The sequence below is a fragment of the Proteus sp. fly-1067 genome (genome assembly GCF_040139345.1).
In the GTDB taxonomy this organism is placed as follows: domain Bacteria; phylum Pseudomonadota; class Gammaproteobacteria; order Enterobacterales; family Enterobacteriaceae; genus Proteus; species Proteus vulgaris_B.
Genome location: NZ_JBEEUL010000302.1, coordinates 1 through 508, shown reverse-complemented (window position 1 = coordinate 508; position 508 = coordinate 1). Strand labels below are relative to the sequence as shown.

Annotated in this window: 2 protein-coding genes; one reads left to right on the top strand and one right to left on the bottom strand. The window is 34.4% G+C overall.

The genetic code is table 11. The annotated features are described in order from the left end of the window. On the bottom strand, positions 1 to 271 hold a 271-nt coding region (locus ABN217_RS20520), incomplete at its 3' end, for a nucleotidyltransferase domain-containing protein (RefSeq protein ID WP_349460048.1). Positions 272 to 388: 117 nt separating this feature from the next. Here ABN217_RS20520 and ABN217_RS20765 point away from each other — a divergent pair. Next, positions 389 to 508, top strand: a 120-nt coding sequence (locus tag ABN217_RS20765) for a VOC family protein (protein ID WP_502935156.1), incomplete at its 3' end; no start/stop codon positions are given.

The following is a 508-nucleotide window of genomic DNA, read 5'->3' as shown; positions in this document are numbered from 1 at the left end:
CATGCATTTTTTCTAAATATGAGTGCGCCTCATTTAATTGTCTCTGTTCAGTTTCATTAAGTTTTTGAGTAAGAATCAGGCATAGATCGAGATCTGAGCGATACTGAACTGCTTGCCCTTTTGCGACACTACCATAGACATATATGCTATGTAATCGATTATTCAAACTAAGTTTAAGATGAGCGATGACATCGTCAATCACTTGCTTAAATTGTGCTTGATACTCAACTGGAGCTAACGTTGTTATCCTACCTTGTCGATCTATAGCCATGATAGCCTGTATTGTTTTGCAGCAATATGAGAATGCAATTATACGGATAAAGCCATTGTAGCTTATAAATTACAGATAAAAAGTAGTACGTTAGGTCTTTTATAAGAGGAGAAAACCATGAGATTTATAGCAATTGACCATGTTCATATTTATGTTGATGACCTTGATGAAGCCATTCAGTGGTATAAAAATATACTTTCTTTTGAAATAACCCCACGTTTTAAATTTTGGTTTGAG